At 59.3% G+C, this 14,798-nt stretch carries 13 protein-coding genes and 5 tRNA genes; 7 read left to right on the top strand and 11 right to left on the bottom strand.

What is annotated here, in order from left to right; all coding sequences use genetic code 11:
- From ABIE32_RS20245 to ABIE32_RS20215, 7 genes are all read right to left on the bottom strand, one after another.
- Positions 1–119: GTP-binding protein (locus tag ABIE32_RS20245; RefSeq protein WP_229470601.1), on the bottom strand; the 119-nt coding region annotated here is incomplete at its 3' end.
- Positions 120–185: 66 nt separating this feature from the next.
- Positions 186–260, bottom strand: a tRNA-Thr gene (locus tag ABIE32_RS20240).
- Positions 261–298: 38 nt separating this feature from the next.
- A tRNA-Gly gene (locus ABIE32_RS20235) sits at positions 299–372 on the bottom strand.
- A gap of 51 nt (positions 373–423) precedes the next feature.
- Positions 424–509, bottom strand: a tRNA-Tyr gene (locus ABIE32_RS20230).
- Positions 510–662: 153 nt separating this feature from the next.
- Positions 663–739 (bottom strand) — tRNA-Arg (locus ABIE32_RS20225).
- An 88-nt stretch (positions 740–827) separates the two neighbouring features.
- Positions 828–903 (bottom strand) — tRNA-Arg (locus ABIE32_RS20220).
- 89 nt (positions 904–992) lie between these two features.
- Positions 993–1,613, bottom strand: coding sequence for a TetR family transcriptional regulator (locus ABIE32_RS20215; protein WP_429018842.1), 621 nt, complete (start codon positions 1,611–1,613; stop codon positions 993–995).
- A gap of 225 nt (positions 1,614–1,838) precedes the next feature.
- Between ABIE32_RS20215 and ABIE32_RS20210 the strand changes: the two genes are divergently transcribed.
- From ABIE32_RS20210 to ABIE32_RS20195, 4 genes are all read left to right on the top strand, one after another.
- Positions 1,839–3,143 carry an efflux RND transporter periplasmic adaptor subunit gene (locus ABIE32_RS20210; RefSeq protein WP_429018849.1) on the top strand — a complete coding sequence of 435 codons (1,305 nt, stop codon included), beginning with the start codon at positions 1,839–1,841 and terminating at the stop codon, positions 3,141–3,143.
- A 15-nt stretch (positions 3,144–3,158) separates the two neighbouring features.
- Positions 3,159–6,401 (top strand): efflux RND transporter permease subunit, encoded by a 3,243-nt coding sequence (locus tag ABIE32_RS20205; RefSeq protein WP_429018839.1) that lies wholly within the window; start codon positions 3,159–3,161, stop codon positions 6,399–6,401.
- Positions 6,394–7,842 carry an efflux transporter outer membrane subunit gene (locus ABIE32_RS20200; protein WP_429018837.1) on the top strand — a complete coding sequence of 483 codons (1,449 nt, stop codon included), beginning with the start codon at positions 6,394–6,396 and terminating at the stop codon, positions 7,840–7,842. Before ABIE32_RS20205 ends, ABIE32_RS20200 begins: the two co-directional genes overlap by 8 nt.
- A gap of 193 nt (positions 7,843–8,035) precedes the next feature.
- Positions 8,036–8,905: a c-type cytochrome gene (locus tag ABIE32_RS20195; protein WP_429018835.1), complete on the top strand. Its 870-nt coding sequence runs from the start codon at positions 8,036–8,038 to the stop codon at positions 8,903–8,905.
- 85 nt (positions 8,906–8,990) lie between these two features.
- Here the strand turns inward: ABIE32_RS20195 and ABIE32_RS20190 are convergent, their stop codons facing one another.
- Positions 8,991–9,557: a DUF2946 family protein gene (locus ABIE32_RS20190; protein ID WP_429018847.1), complete on the bottom strand. Its 567-nt coding sequence runs from the start codon at positions 9,555–9,557 to the stop codon at positions 8,991–8,993.
- A gap of 177 nt (positions 9,558–9,734) precedes the next feature.
- Between ABIE32_RS20190 and ABIE32_RS20185 the strand changes: the two genes are divergently transcribed.
- Genes ABIE32_RS20185 through ABIE32_RS20175 form a run of 3 tightly spaced genes read left to right on the top strand, consistent with a single transcriptional unit; the run spans position 9,735 to position 11,791 of the window.
- Entirely contained in the window at positions 9,735–10,346 is a 612-nt protein-coding gene (locus ABIE32_RS20185; protein WP_377780210.1) for a LemA family protein, read from the top strand.
- A 12-nt stretch (positions 10,347–10,358) separates the two neighbouring features.
- Entirely contained in the window at positions 10,359–11,279 is a 921-nt protein-coding gene (locus tag ABIE32_RS20180) for a TPM domain-containing protein (RefSeq protein ID WP_429018831.1), read from the top strand.
- Positions 11,279–11,791 carry a TPM domain-containing protein gene (locus tag ABIE32_RS20175; protein ID WP_429018829.1) on the top strand — a complete coding sequence of 171 codons (513 nt, stop codon included), beginning with the start codon at positions 11,279–11,281 and terminating at the stop codon, positions 11,789–11,791. Before ABIE32_RS20180 ends, ABIE32_RS20175 begins: the two co-directional genes overlap by 1 nt.
- 192 nt (positions 11,792–11,983) lie before the next feature.
- On the opposite strand, the gene ABIE32_RS20170 is transcribed toward ABIE32_RS20175, so the two are convergent.
- The 3 genes from ABIE32_RS20170 to atpG all read right to left on the bottom strand — a co-directional run bounded on the left by ABIE32_RS20170 (position 11,984) and on the right by atpG (position 14,783).
- A complete protein-coding gene (locus ABIE32_RS20170) occupies positions 11,984–12,400 on the bottom strand; it encodes a F0F1 ATP synthase subunit epsilon (protein ID WP_224151114.1) in 417 nt (138 codons plus the stop codon).
- A 74-nt stretch (positions 12,401–12,474) separates the two neighbouring features.
- Positions 12,475–13,878 carry a F0F1 ATP synthase subunit beta gene (atpD, locus tag ABIE32_RS20165; RefSeq protein WP_184711538.1) on the bottom strand — a complete coding sequence of 468 codons (1,404 nt, stop codon included), beginning with the start codon at positions 13,876–13,878 and terminating at the stop codon, positions 12,475–12,477.
- 35 nt (positions 13,879–13,913) lie between these two features.
- Positions 13,914–14,783, bottom strand: coding sequence for a F0F1 ATP synthase subunit gamma (atpG, locus tag ABIE32_RS20160; protein WP_224151113.1), 870 nt, complete (start codon positions 14,781–14,783; stop codon positions 13,914–13,916).
- Positions 14,784–14,798 lie beyond the last annotated feature (15 nt).

Genomic DNA, 14,798 nt, shown 5'->3' with positions numbered 1-14,798 from the left:
AACTTCTTGGACAGAACGGTAGCGATAGCAGCCGTCAGGGTGGTCTTGCCGTGGTCAACGTGACCGATGGTGCCCACGTTCACGTGGGGCTTGGTGCGCTCGAATTTTCCTTTTGCCATTCTTGACTCCGAAAAAACCTAAACCTAGAGGGATATAGCGCAACCAGAACCGTGCGCACTTAAATATGGTGCCCATGGGCAGGATCGAACTGCCGACCTCTCCCTTACCAAGGGAGTGCTCTACCACTGAGCCACATGGGCAATTTTTAAAATTGCAACAGCATCGCTTTACTGCAAACTGGAGCGGGAGACGGGAATCGAACCCGCGTCATTAGCTTGGAAGGCTAGGGTTCTACCATTGAACTACTCCCGCATCAACCGCGAATGAACGCAATTGCTGCAAAGCTGCTTCTTCAACCATTTCTGGTGGAGGGGACTGGATTCGAACCAGTGTAGGCGTAAGCCAACAGATTTACAGTCTGCCCCCTTTAGCCACTCGGGCACCCCTCCGAAGAAGAACTAGATTGTAGCATCATTTTTGGCAGTTTTTAGAAAATTCCGATTTCTCGCAAATTTCTTGAAGGGCCGCAACCCCAACAAACCCGAAACAGTGCTTCAACCTATAAAAAAGCCTCAAGATGACACTTGAGGCTTTTCATTTTTTGGTGCGGCTGGCAGGAATCGAACCCACGACCCCTTGGTTCGTAGCCAAGTACTCTATCCAGCTGAGCTACAGCCGCTAAGCTGCGTATTGTAGCGTAGATTTGGACACAAATTCAAAACTACACCCAAGTCAATCCAGATTTACCAGCACAGGCGGATGAGACTTGGCGCGGCTGGCGGGGATCGAACCCACGACCCTTGGCTTCGGAGGCCAATACTCTATCCACTGAGCTACAGCCGCGCATATACACAATCGCCTTTCAGCAATCCTTCAATTATGGCACGGGATGCAGCTCTGCAAGGCTTCAATGCCAAACAGTGCCACCCCCCTCAAGCCTGGCACTGAAAGCCCAGACCCGAGAGGTAGGCCTCCACAGACAGCTCGCCAATTTTTCGCAACGGGAAGTTACCTTCATTCAGCACCCAGCCATGAATGAGCCCCACAAACAATGAATGCAGGCCAAGCGCTGCTTCCGTTGGTGTCATGGGCATCACAACGCCCTGCTCCATGGCAGCCAACGTCAGGTCATCTGCAAACTTGCGCTGAGAACATTCCGAGCTCTCCACATGTCCTTCGCGAACGCTCTCAAGCTCGCCAACGTATTCCAGCTTGAAAAGCGCTGTATCAAACACCTTGCGTCGCCGCTCGTCTGAGTCCATGCTGTCGAACACTGCGTAGATGGAGTGCCGAATCCGCGCAAGCGGCGAGAGTTCACCGTACTTGTCGTCGCAGATTTCCTCAAATGGAGTGCATATGCGTGACAGCACCGCAGTGAAGACATCCACTTTGTCCTTGAAATGCCAATACACCGCGCCACGCGTGGCACCAGCGCGTTGCGCGATTTCGTTGAGCGACGCGCGCGCCACGCCTTTCTCGAAAAAAACCTCTTCTGCCGCATCCAACAGCTTGGTGCGCGTCTCGTCCGCTTCTGCCTTTGTGCGCCGGGCCATGCTCTGCTCGTCCGTTCCTGTAGCGCATTGCCCCAGTGTCTCGCTGCAGGCAATGAAAGATTTAACAAATAAGCTCTATTATACATTTCTGCATGTATGTATAATTGCGGAGCATTTTTCTGGGGATTGAAGATAGCATTCCACTAGCCACAGGCAATTCCCGCCGAATCCTCCGCGGTTCACCTCATTCATTTCACACCTTCCGAAGGGACTTTCATGCAGCCCATGTATGAAGCACACCAAGCCGCTGACAAAAGACCGCAAACCTCTCGCCAACGTATGAAATCCAGTACCTTTGCCCTCACCCTGGCTGCAGCGCTTGTTTTGGCAGCCTGTGGCGACAAGAAACAAGAACAACACTCCGCACAGGGCGCGCCCCCTCCACCAGAAGTCAGCGTGCTGACCGTCAAGCTCGAGAGCATTCCCGTCGTGTCGGATTTGCCAGGCCGTCTGGAGCCCTTCCGTGTTGCACAGGTCGGCGCTCGTGTTGCAGGCATTCTGCAAAAGCGCACCTTCAAGGAAGGCTCCGACGTGAAGGCGGGCCAGGTCCTGTTCCTGATCGACAATGCGCCTTACCGCGCCAGTCTGGAAAGCGCCCAGGCGACACTGGCACAGGCACAGGCAACGCTGGCACAGGCGGCCTCTACTGCACGCCGCTACAAGCCACTGGTGGAAGCCAACGCCATCAGCAAGCAGGACTATGACGTGGCAGTCGCCAACGAAAAAGCTGCTCAGGCACAGGTTGCAGCAGGCAAGGCAGCTGTCACCAACGCCAGCATCAACCTGGGCTATGCCTCGGTGACCGCCCCCATCTCCGGCCGCATCGGTCGCGCCCTGGTGACCGAAGGTGCACTGGTAGGCCAAGGCCAGGTGACCGAGTTGGCTGTCATTCAGCAGATCAACCCGCTCTACGTCAACATCACGCAGTCGTCCTCTGACATCATGCGCATGCGTGAAGCGCTGAACTCCGGCAAGTTGGCCAAGGCGGGCGACAATGCCGCCAAGGTCAAGGTGTATACCGATGATGGCCGTCCCTATGCGCAGGAAGGCAAGCTGCTGTTCACCGATTTGACCGTGGATCCCACGACCGGTCAGGTCAGCGTACGCGCCGAGTTGCCCAACCCCGATGGCATGCTGCTGCCAGGCATGTATGTGCGCGTACATATCGAAGAAGCCCAGGTGGACAACGCTGTGCTGATTCCTCAACAGGCTGTCACCCGCAATGAAAAGGGCAATACCGTGATGGTGGTGGCCGAAGATGGTTCGGTGGCACCTCGCCCCGTTCAGATCAGCCAGTCCAAGGGAACCAATTGGGTCGTGACGGATGGCCTGAAGTCGGGCGACAAGGTCATGATCGATGGCTTCATCAAGCTGGGCATGGGCGCGAAGAAGGTAACCCCCGTGCCATGGAAAGAAGCAGGCAGCCAGCCAGCGCAAGCGGCCGGTGGCAAGCCCGCCGATGCAGCAGCTCCTGCCGACAAGCCAGCGGCCTCGACCGAGGCCGGAAACAACGCTGCATCCAGCAAATAAACAGGACACAGCTGCATGTCAAAGTTTTTTATTCACCGACCGATCTTTGCATGGGTGATCGCGATTTTCGTGGTCCTCGCAGGTATCGTGTCCATCACCCGCCTGCCGGTGGCGCAGTTCCCATCGGTTGCGCCTCCGACGATTACCGTGACGGCCGCCTACCCCGGCGCCACCGCACAGACCTTGACCGATTCGGTTTTGCAGCTCATCGAGCGTGAAATCAATGGCGCCGAAGGCCTGATGTACATGGAATCCTCTGCCTCTGCCACCGGCAGCGGCACGCTGACCGTGACGTTCGCGCCCGGCACCAACCCTGAATTGGCCCAGGTGGACGTGCAGAACCGCCTGGCCCGTGCCACGCCGCGCCTGCCGACCATCGTGCAATCGCTGGGTGTGCGCGTCGACAAGTCGATGAGCAACTTCCTGATGATTCTGACCTTCCAGTCGGAGACTGGAGAGACCTCGCGCGATGAAATCTCGGACTACGTCAACCGCAATGTCCTGCCCGAAATCCAGCGTCTGAACGGCGTCGGCAAGGCGCAGCTGTTTGCATCGGGCCGCGCCATGCGTGTGTGGGTCGATCCGACCAAGCTGCAGGGCTACAACATGTCGATCGCCCAGATCAACGCTGCCATCGCCGCGCAGAACCAGCAGATCTCGGGTGGCTCGCTGGGCGACACCCCCAGCCTGCCTGGCACCAACATGAACGCCACCATCGTGGTGCCTGGCCAGCTCACCACGCCAGAAGAGTTTGGCAATGTGGTGCTGCGCTCCAACTCTGATGGATCCACCGTGCGCATCAAGGATGTGGCACGGGTGGAACTGGGCGCCGAGAGCTATGGCTTCAACTCGCGCCTTGATGGCAAGCCCGCTGTTGCATTGGCGGTTCAGCTCACCTCCACGGCAAACGCCATGGCCACGGCCAAAGAGGTCTATAGCAAGATGGGCGAGCTCGAGTCCTTCCTGCCGGCTGGCGTGAAATGGTCTGCTCCGTATGACACATCGAAGTTCGTCAAGATCTCCATCGAGAAGGTGATCCACACGCTGCTCGAAGCCATCGTGCTGGTGTTCATCGTGATGCTGATCTTCCTGCAGAACATCCGCTATACCCTGATCCCGACGATCGTGGTGCCCATCGCATTGCTGGGCGCATTTGCAGTGATGTACAGCGTGGGGCTGACGATCAACATTCTGTCGATGTTCGCCATGGTGCTGGTGATCGGTATCGTCGTGGACGATGCCATCGTGGTGGTGGAGAACGTCGAGCGCATCATGTCTGAAGAAGGCATATCCCCCAAGGACGCGACGATCAAGGCCATGGGCCAGATCCAGGGCGCCGTGGTCGGTATTACCGTGATTCTGGTGACGGTGTTCATTCCGCTGGCCATGTTCTCGGGCGCTACCGGCAACATCTACCGTCAGTTCTCGCTGGTGATGGCGATCTCGATCTTCTTCTCCGGCTTCTTTGCGCTGACCCTGACGCCTGCGCTGTGCGCCACCATGCTCAAGCCCATTCCCAAGGGCCATGCACACGACAAGAAGACCGGCCTGCTGGGCCCCTTCTACAACTGGTTCAACCGCATGTTCGGCAAGGCCACCAAGGGCTACCAGAAGACGCTGCTTGGCGTGGTCAAGCGCACCATTCTGGCTTTTCTGGTGTATGCCGCAGTGATCGCTGGCGTGGTGTTCGGCTTCAAGGCTCTGCCTACCGCGTTCCTGCCAACGGAAGACCAGGGCTACGTGATCTCGCTGGTGCAACTGCCGCCAGGCGCTACGCAGGAGCGTACGAGCGGCGCCATGTCGCAACTGGAAGACTATGTGCTCAAGCAGCCTGAAACTGCGCACATCGTCAGTATTCTGGGCTTCAGTTTCTCGGGGCAGGCACAGAACATGGGTCTGGCCTTCACCACGCTCAAGGACTGGTCGGAGCGCACGGCTCCGGGCTCGGATGCGACCTCGTTTGCGGGCAAGGCGCTAGGTGCCATGATGGGCCTGCGCGATGGCTTCATCTACACGCTGGTGCCGCCTTCCATCCCAGAACTGGGCAACAGTGACGGCTTCACCTTCCGACTGCAGGATCGTGGCAACAACGGCCATGCAGCACTGCTGCAGGCCCGTAACGAGCTGATCGGCAAGGCCAGCCAGAGCCCTATCCTCACCGGTGTGCGTTTTGATGGCGTGGAAGACGCTCCGCAGTGGCAAGTCGATATCAACCGCGACGCTGTCTATGCGCAAAAGGTCAATATGGGTGACATTGCCACCACGTTGTCCACCGCGCTGGGCTCTGCCAACTCTACCGACTTCCCGAACAAGGGATACATGCAGCGCGTCACCATCCAGGCTGATGCCGCAACCCGCATGCAGCCTGAAGACGTGATGAAGCTGACGGTACCCAATGCCGATGGCAAGCTGGTCGAGCTGTCCACGCTGGCAACTGCCAAGTGGGTCACCGGTCCGATGCAGATGTCGCGCTACAACGGCTATCCGTCCATGAGCATCACCGGCCAGGCCAAGCCCGGCTACACCAGCGGCCAGGCCATGGCCGAAATGGAAAAGCTCGCTGCCGAATTGCCACAAGGCTTTGGCTATGAGTGGACCGGACAGTCGCTGGACGAGAAGAAGGCGGGTTCGTCGGGCATGATTCTGTATGCGTTCTCGATCCTCGCAGTGTTCCTGTGCCTGGCAGCACTCTACGAAAGCTGGAGCATCCCACTGGCCGTGCTGCTGGTGGTGCCTCTGGGTGTTCTGGGTGCGGTGGCAGGCATGCACCTGCGCGGCATGCCCAACGACATCTACTTCCAGGTGGCGCTGATCACCGTGATCGGTCTGTCAGCGAAGAACGCGATTCTGATCGTGGAGTTCGCCAAAGATCTGCACGACCAGGGCATGAGCGCTTTGGACGCGGCACTGGAAGCCGGTCACCTGCGTTTCCGCCCGATTCTGATGACCTCGCTGGCTTTCATTCTTGGCGTGGTGCCGCTCTACATCGCCTCGGGCGCGAGCGCGGTCAGCCAGCATGAAATCGGGACAGGCGTGTTCTGGGGCATGATCATCGGCACCTTCATGGCCGTGTTCCTGGTGCCGGTGTTCTTTGTGGAAGTGTTCCGGTTGTTCGGCCGCAAGAATGACAAGGATGGCTCCGGCCCCCATGGCGGCACCTCGCCATCGGCACCTGCTCCTGGCTCCGTCTCGCACTCCGCAGTGATGAACCAAGAAGACATGAACTCCGCAACGGGGAAAGGACCTCGTTTTGAATAAGAAACTCATTCCTACCGTGCTGGCAGCGGCGCTGCTGGCCTCCGGTTGCTCGCTGATTCCTGCACTGGACAAGACGGCCGCCCCCGTGGCGGACCAATACCCCGTGGCGTCCACGCAGGGCCAGCAAGCGGCTGCGGATATTCCGTGGCAGAACTACTTCACCGATCCGCGTCTGCAACAGTTGATCCAGATCGCACTGGACAATAACCGCGATCTTCGGGTAGCCGTGCTCAACATCGAGCAGGCCCGTGCGCTGTATCAGGTGCAGGGCTCGCAACAGTTCCCCGAAGTCGGTGTGTCTGCAGCTGCCACCCGGCAGCGCAGCCAGATCACTGGCAGCTATGGCAATGCTTTCAGTGTTGGCGTCGGCATCCAGAACTGGGAGATCGATTTCTTTGGCCGCATCAGCAGCCTGAAGGAACAGGCCCTGGCGCAATATCTGGCAACGGAAGAAGGCCGCAAGGCTGCGCAGATCAGTCTGGTGGCCTCGGTGGCCAATGCCTGGCTCGCACTGCAAGCCGATGAAGAACTGATGGACCTCTCGCGTCGCACGCTGGAGACGCGCCAGGAATCGATCAAGCTGACCAAGCTGCGCCTGGACTCGGGTGTGGCTTCGGAACTCGATTACCGACAGGCGCAGTCCCTGACAGAAAACGCCAAGGCCACCCTGGCCCAGCAGACGCGTCAACGCGCGCTGGATGCCAACGCGCTCACCTTGCTGCTGGGCCAGACGCCGCCGCAGGAGTTGCTTGCCAGCCTGCAGGGCAAGCGCCTGAGCGATCTGCCCGTGATGGCTGACGTGCCCGCAGGCCTGCCATCAGACCTGATGCTGCGCCGCCCGGACGTGCGCCAGGCCGAGCAAAGCATGATCGCGGCCAATGCCAACATCGGCGCAGCGCGTGCTTTGTTCTATCCCAGTATCTCGCTGACGGCCAATGCCGGCTTTGCCAGCTCTGAGCTGTCTGATCTGTTTGACTCCAAGTCCAAGGGATTCACGATCGCACCATCGCTGTATCTGCCGATCTTCAACGCAGGACGCAACCAGGCGAACCTGGAAGTGGCAGAGGCGCAGAAGAAGATTGCTGCCGCCCAGTACGAAAAATCCATCCAGACGGCGTTCCGCGAAGTGTCCGACTCGCTGGTCAGCCGCCAAACGTTGGCCGACCAGCTGCAATCGCAGGAAGCCCAGGTCGAAGCCGAATCGGCCCGCCTGAAGCTGTCGGACCTGCGTTACACCAATGGCGTTGCAAGCTATCTGGACCTGCTGGATGCACAGCGCTCGCTGTTTGCGCTGCAGCAAGGTGTGGTGCAGGTGCGACTGGCGCAGCTGCAGAACCAGGTCGGCCTGTACAAGGCCTTGGGCGGTGGCTGGACGGATGAAGCCCCTGCGGATGCCACAACGGCTGTCACCCAGGTGGCGCCCACTGCTGGCAAACCATAAGCCCCTCAGCAGCACACCTGCCGCACAATGGCCTGCCAGCATCCTGGCAGGCCATTTTTTTGCGGTGGTCGTAGGCAAGGTGTGGCCGAAACAACGCTGGGGCTAGCCCGGAGGTCACAAAACAAGACCCCTCTATATAATGATTTTGGCCTCTGCACGATGAACAACAAGCCACGAAGAATTTGAGGACGTAATGAGCGACATCCAGCACGAAGAAGCACACACTGGCCCCATCAAGACACCCAAACAGCTTTTGTGGACGGTGATCTTTGCATTCGTGATTCCCGTTTTTGCCATTATCGGCCTGGTGATGTATGTCACCTCTGCCAACAAACCCGGTGCTGGTGCAGCCGATGAATCCGCACTGGTTGCCGCTCGCATCCAGAAGGTGGGCATGGTCGAAGTCCGCGACGCCAATCGCCCTCTCAAATCCGGCGAGGAAGTGTTCAAGGCACAGTGCGCAGCCTGCCACGCCACCGGCGCGGCCGGTGCCCCCAAGTTTGAAGATGCTGCAGCCTGGGCGCCTCGCATCAAGACGGGGCTGGATGCCTTGGTGCATTCGTCGCTGGCCGGCAAGGGTGCCATGGCACCACAAGGGGGCGGTGATTTCGACGACACCGAAATTGCCCGTGGCGTGGTCTACATGGCCAATGCCGCAGGAGCCAAGTTTCCCGTTCCCGAGCGCCCTGCTGGCAATGCCGCGGCAGAAGGTGGAGCCGTTGCTGCAGCCACCCCCGTAGCCGCAGCAGCAACGCCTGCGGCTCCCGCAACCCCAGCCACGCCTGCAGCGCAGGAGGCGGCAGCTCCTGCTGCAGCCACCGCCCAGGCCGACGGCAAGGGTCTGTACGACAAGGCCTGCTTTGCCTGCCATGCAGCAGGTGTGGCCGGCGCCCCCAAGTTTGGCGACAAGGCCGCGTGGGCACCCTTTGTGGCTCAGGGCATCGACAACATGGTCAAGATTGCCATCTCGGGCAAAGGCGCCATGCCCCCCCGCGGAGGATCGACCGCCTCTGACGACGAAATCCGTGCTGCCGTGCAGTACATGGTGGACCACGCACAGTAATCCTCTGCGCCTTGACACCTTTACGCGATCAGATACAAAAAACCGGCTCTGGCCGGTTTTTTCTTGTCTGACAGTTCTTGCTGTTTTAGCTGCCAGTGCTTGCCAGCTGCGCGGGAGAACTTATAAAACCATAGCAGTGCGGCAACGCATTGCGTCGAACCTCTTCCGGCGCAGGCAGCAGGCCCGCATCCAGCGCGGCGGACACATCCAGCACATCCTGCGTGTGCACCATGCCCAACCCCATGGATACCGCCATGTACACGGCCCCGTCCTCATCCACCAGCACCTTCTGCACCTCTGCGGGAGCCAATTCACTGCCTGTATGGCTGTGGATACGTATCTCTCGCGCCTGCATCTGCACGCGCCAGATCCATGGGGTGGCTTCCAGTTCCACAAACACCTGCTGCGGCCCGTTCTGAAAGTACCAGCAGCCACGCGCATCGTGCAGATAGTTGCGAGCGATGAATTCGGCCAGCTTCACATGCTCGACCCGCGAGCCCTTGGCCCCTGGCACTCCACTGGCAAAGCTGCCAGCGGCCTGGGCCGCCGCATCACGCAGCCACCAGTTGCCGCGCGCATCCAACCCCAGCCAGCCATAGCAGGCGGGCACGTTGGGCCATTTGGTCATGGCCTGTTTGACGATGTCATCCATTGCAATCACGCTCCATAAAGCCATGGTAGCGCCACTGGTTGGCTTTTGGCCCTGCTCCTGCGCAGGACCAGTCAATAATCGCTGACAAACCGGCCTGACAATCTTTGTCACAATGGGCGCCTTGTCAATGCATCAACTTGCAGCGAACATCAGGCCACATCCAATAAGGAATGCACAATGAATACGATCAACACAATCAAGCGACTGATGGTCATGGTGGCAGCAGCCGTGGTGCTGACGGGCTGCGGATATAACGATTTCCAGCGACTGGACGAGGAATCCACCGCCGCGTGGAGCGAAGTTCTCAACCAATACCAGCGCCGTGCCGATCTAGTGCCCAACATTGTGGCCTCGGTCAAGGGGGAAGCCAATTTTGAGCAAGATACGCTCACCAAGGTGATTGAGGCGCGCTCCAAAGCCACCTCAATCCAGGCCACTCCCGAATTGGTCAACAATCCCGAAGCGTTCAACAAGTTCCAGCAGGCGCAGGGTGAGCTCTCCAGCGCGTTGTCGCGCCTGATGGTGGTGGCCGAGCGCTACCCTGACCTGAAAGCCAACCAGGCCTTCCGCGACCTGCGCGTCACCCTGGAAGGCACCGAAAACCGCATCGCCGTGGCGCGCGACCGCTATATCGGCACTGTCAAGGCCTACAACGTGCTGGCCCGCCAGTTTCCGACCAACCTGACGGCCAAGGTCATGGGCTACCAGCCCAAGGCCAACTTCACCGTGCAGAATGAGGCACAGATTTCTCAGCCACCCCAGGTTGATTTCTCGACAGACAAGAAGTAATCAAGGAAAAAAGTGCTTATTGCGCGGGCTCTGCAACGCTTTATAGCTATATTTACAGTAGCGCTCTTGCCTTGGCTCGGGCATGCGGCGGTGTTGCCGGTTCCTGCGCTCACTGCGCATGTGATCGATCAGACCGCAACCCTGAGCGCGCAAGATACCGCCAGCCTTGAAGCCCAGTTGAAACAGCTGGAGCAGGACACCGGCTCGCAGGTGATTGCATTGATGGTGCCAACCACCGCCCCGGAGGACATTGCAGCCTATGCGAACCGGGTGGCCAACACCTGGAAGATCGGCCGCAAGGATGTTGGCGACGGGCTTCTGATCATTGTTGCCAAAGACGACCGGCGCATGCGCATCGAAGTCGCCAAGACCCTGGAAGGCGCCATCCCCGACCTGCGTGCCGCACGCATCATTGACGAGGCCATGAAGCCAGCCTTTCAGGCCGGCAACTATGGCGCAGGCCTTTCGGCAGCCGCAGGCCAGATCAGCGCTCTCATCAAAGGCGAGGCCCTGCCAGCACCGGCCCGGCAGCCACAGCAGCGCCAAGGCGCATCGGCAGCCCCATCCATGGATGTGGGCGAGCTGCTGATCTTCTTTTTCGTGGTTGTCATGATCGGCGGAGGCTTTCTGCGCGCCCTGCTCGGTCGTGGCTTTGGCTCCCTGGTCACCGGCGGTATTGCGGGCGTTGTGGCGACCATGCTCACAGCCAGCCTGCTGATCGGCGTAGGAGCGGGAGTCGTGGCCCTGTTCATGGTGCTTCTGACAGGCGGCCTGCGCCCCGGCAGCGTCATTACCGGCGGTGGGGGTGGTGGGGGCGGTTTTGGCGGGGGCGGCTTTGGTGGAGGCGGAGGGTTTGGCGGCTCGGGTGGTGGCGGCTTCAGCTCCGGCGGCGGTGGTAACTTTGGCGGCGGCGGCGCGTCGGGGAGCTGGTGATGGGAAATTGGCTTCAGCGTCTTGGCCGCCAGTTGCACCACCGCATTCTGGACCGTGATGCCTCCTATGCTTTGCCGCAGGCGGCACGCGAGCGCATTGCGCATGCCATTGCAGCATCAGAGGCTAGGCATACGGGCCAGATTCGCGTGTATGTCGAGACCGCTCTGCCCTGGAGCTATATTCGCCGTGACGCGCCGGCGCGCGAGCGGGCTGTGATGGAGTTCAGCAAGCAACGCGTATGGGACACCGAGCACAACAACGGCGTATTGATTTATCTGCTGCTCACCGAGCATGCCATCGAGATCGTCGCAGATCGGGCCGTTGCACGCCATGTGGACACCGCCCAGTGGGGCCGCGTCATTGCAGGGTTGGCAGAGGATCTGCGCAGCGGTCTGTACGAAGAGGCCCTGAAAAAGGCCATCACCCAAGTGTCGCAATTGCTGGAGCGTGATTTTCCTCGCCAGTCTGCAGCGGCAGACAATGAACTGCCAGATATTCCCATTGTCCGTTGACTCTGCCAGGTACTATATTTTTCATAGCGTTTAGCGCCTGATGGATAAGCGTGCTGCCTTGGTTTAGTCTTTAACCATAGGCTCGCTATATGTGCCGACTTCAGGCTTGCCCATACTGCTTTGCGGAGTCTGGAAAAGCGAAAAAAAACCACCGCGTGCGGTGGTTTTTTGTAGATGCAACAAAGGCGCTGATCAACGCTTCTTGCGGTACTTTTGCAGTGCAGCAATCTGTGCTGCCATGACGGCCAGCTCAGATTGGGCCTTGGCCAGGTCGAGTTCGCCCTTGGCGTTCTTGACGGCTTCTTCGGCCTTTTGCTTGGCTTCAACCGCCTTTTGCTCGTCCAGATCCTTGCCGCGCACAGCGGTATCGGACAGAACGGTCACGCGATCAGGTTGCACTTCCAGAATGCCACCGGCCACGAAGATGAACTCTTCGGCGCCGTCGGTCTTCTCAATGCGCACCGATCCCGGCTTGATGCGGGTGATCAACGGCGTGTGGCGGGGATAGATACCGAGTTCGCCCATTTCACCAGGCAGCGCCACAAAGCGGGCTTCGCCAGAGAAGATGGATTCTTCAGCACTGACCACATCAACGTGGAAGGTGTTCATCTTTGGTCCTCAGAGTGAAAAAGAAATACGTCCGGTGCGGGCAGCAGTCTTGCGAGCACTGCCCGGCACAGACCTTAGATCTTCTTCGCCTTCTCGATGGCTTCGTCGATCGTGCCAACCATGTAGAAGGCCTGCTCGGGCAAGTGGTCGCACTCGCCGTTCACGATCATCTTGAAGCCGCGGATGGTTTCCGACAGCGGAACGTACTTGCCTGGGGCGCCCGTGAACACTTCGGCCACGTGGAAAGGCTGCGACAGGAAACGCTGGATCTTGCGAGCGCGGGCCACGACGAGCTTGTCTTCAGGAGCCAGTTCGTCCATACCCAGAATCGCGATGATGTCACGCAGTTCCTTGTAGCGCTGCAGCGTGCCCTGCACCTGGCGGGCCACGGCGTAGTGCTCTTCGCCCACCACTTGGGGGTCCAGCTGGCGGCTGGTCGAGTCCAGTGGGTCCACAGCGGGGTAGATACCCAGCGATGCGATGTCACGGGACAGCACGACGGTGGAGTCCAAGTGAGCAAAGGTGGTGGCAGGCGACGGGTCGGTCAAGTCGTCAGCTGGCACGTACACGGCTTGGATCGAGGTGATCGAGCCGACCTTGGTCGAGGTGATACGCTCTTGCAGACGGCCCATTTCTTCGGCCAGCGTAGGCTGGTAGCCCACGGCGGATGGCATACGGCCCAGCAGCGCCGACACTTCGGTACCGGCCAGGGTGTAGCGGTAGATGTTGTCCACGAAGAACAGCACGTCCTTGCCTTCGTCACGGAACGCTTCAGCCATGGTCAGGCCGGTCAGCGCCACACGCAGACGGTTGCCTGGTGGCTCATTCATCTGGCCGTACACCATGGCCACCTTCGAGTCGTTCAGCGACTCTTGGTTCACCACACCGGCGTCCGACATTTCGTGGTAGAAGTCGTTACCTTCACGGGTACGCTCACCCACACCGGCGAACACGGACAGACCGCTGTGCGCCTTGGCGATGTTGTTGATGAGTTCCATCATGTTCACGGTCTTGCCCACACCGGCGCCACCGAACAGACCCACCTTGCCGCCCTTTGCAAACGGGCACACCAGGTCGATCACCTTGATGCCGGTTTCCAGCAGTTCCTGCGAAGGCGACAGTTCGTCGTATGCAGGAGCCTTGCGGTGGATGGAAGCAGTCAGCGTCTGGTCCACAGGGCCGCGCTCGTCGATGGGGTTACCCAGCACGTCCATGATGCGGCCCAGCGTTGCCTTGCCCACGGGCACGGTAATCGCCTTGCCGGTGTTGGTCACCATCAGGCCGCGCTTGAGACCGTCCGACGAGCCCAGTGCAATGGTACGCACCACGCCGTCGCCCAGCTGTTGCTGCACTTCCAGCGTCAGGGCAGTGCCTTCGAGCTTGAGTGCGTCAAACACGTTAGGTACCTGACCGTGTGGGAACTCAACGTCCACCACAGCGCCGATACATTGAACAATCTTGCCTTGTACTTGAGCCATTTCGTTGCTCCAATATTGATTTCAGTCGAGCTGCGTTACACAGCCGCGGCGCCTGCGACGATTTCCGACAATTCGGTCGTAATCGCAGCCTGACGCGTCTTGTTGTAGACCAGCTTCAACTCGTTGATGACGTTGCCGGCGTTATCGGTAGCAGCCTTCATGGCCACCATGCGCGCAGACTGCTCGGAAGCCATGTTGTCTGCAACGGCTGAATAGATCAGCGATTCCACATAACGCACGAGCAGCTCGTCGATCACACTTTGCGCATCGGGCTCGTAGATATAGTCCCAGCCGTGGGAAGCAGGTGCCGAACCCTGAATCGCTTCTTGCGACAAAGGCAGCAACTGCTCGACAACCGAGTCTTGCTTCATCGTATTGATGAACTTGGTGTAGCACAGATAGACCGCGCTCAGCTTGCCTTCAGCGTACTGATCGAGCAATACCTTGACGGGGCCGATCAACGCATCCAGATGCGGCGTGTCACCCAGTGCGGTGGCATTGGCCACCACCTTGGCGCCCACGCGCGTCAGAAAGCCCAGGCCCTTGCTGCCAATGGCGACGGCTTCTGCACTGACACCTGCGGATTGCAGATCCTTGAGCTTGTTCGTCACGGCACGCAGCACGTTGGTGTTCATGCCGCCGCACAGGCCCTTGTCAGTCGTCACCACGATCATGCCGACCTTCTTGGAGTCATGCGACACCATGAAGGGATGGACATATTCAGGGTTTGCCTGGCTCAGGTGAGCTGCAATTGCGCGAATCTTCTCGCTGTATGGACGGGCTGCCAGCATCCGCTCCTGCGCCTTGCGCATTTTGGATGCGGCAACCATTTCCATGGCCTTGGTGATCTTCTTGGTGTTTTCCACCGATTTGATCTTGCCGCGTATTTCCTTGCCTGCTGCCATGATGATTCCTCGCCC

The organism is Comamonas sp. 4034 (assembly GCF_050434545.1).
Classification (GTDB): Bacteria; Pseudomonadota; Gammaproteobacteria; order Burkholderiales; family Burkholderiaceae_C; genus Comamonas; species Comamonas odontotermitis.
This window is presented reverse-complemented; position numbering and strand designations above follow the sequence as displayed.